The 829-nt window shown below is 38.4% G+C and carries 1 protein-coding gene; it reads left to right on the forward strand.

Annotated elements, in window-relative coordinates; all coding sequences use genetic code 11:
- A partial coding sequence (locus ABD816_RS22200) for a condensation domain-containing protein (RefSeq protein ID WP_344931111.1) occupies window positions 1–829 on the forward strand: 829 nt, incomplete at both ends.

Consider the following 829-nt stretch of genomic DNA (forward strand, 5'->3'; position numbering starts at 1 on the left):
GAACGTTTATGGTTCTTAGATCAATTGCAGGGTAGTTTAGAATACCACATCCCTGTTGTATTGCGTTTAGAAGGAGATCTGGATATTGATGCATTACAAGATGCATTGAAGATGATCCTATCCAGACACGAAGTACTGAGGACTATTTACAAACAGGAAGATGGTATTGGTTATCAGGAAATACTTCCGGTTCAAGACTGGAATATAGAGATCAATACCATAGAAGACGCTTCTTTATTAGATTATAAAATACAGGACTTTGCCTCTCTGGCATTCGATCTTTCTAAAGATTATATGTTCAGAGCAGCTTTATATGACCTGGGATCACAAAGATATGTACTAGCTGGTATCTTCCATCATATCTCCAGTGATGGATGGTCAGACAACATACTGATTGAAGAATTTGTTGAGATATATCAAGCGCTCAAAACAGACCGATCACCAATCTTAAAACCACTACCAATACAATATGCTGATTATGCTCTATGGCAACGGGAACATTTAAATGGAGAACTATTGGAAGGGCAACTATCTTATTGGAAGAACCAGTTATCAGGAGTTGCGCCCCTATTGCTACCTACCGATTATACCAGACCTGCCATACAGAGTACTGCAGGGGCTACTTTATCCTTTGAGTTGGGCATAGAGGTAAGCAATAAATTAGAAAGGATATGTAAGAAACAAGGTAGTACGATGTTTATGGTTTTGCTATCAGCATTTAAAGTACTGCTATACCGTTATAGCGGACAGGTTGATATTTGTGTGGGGACACCAATAGCTAATAGAACACAGGAAGAATTAGAAGGATTGATTGGCTTTTTTGTCAATA

It is taken from the genome of Aquimarina addita (genome assembly GCF_039539305.1).
GTDB lineage: Bacteria > Bacteroidota > Bacteroidia > Flavobacteriales > Flavobacteriaceae > Aquimarina > Aquimarina addita.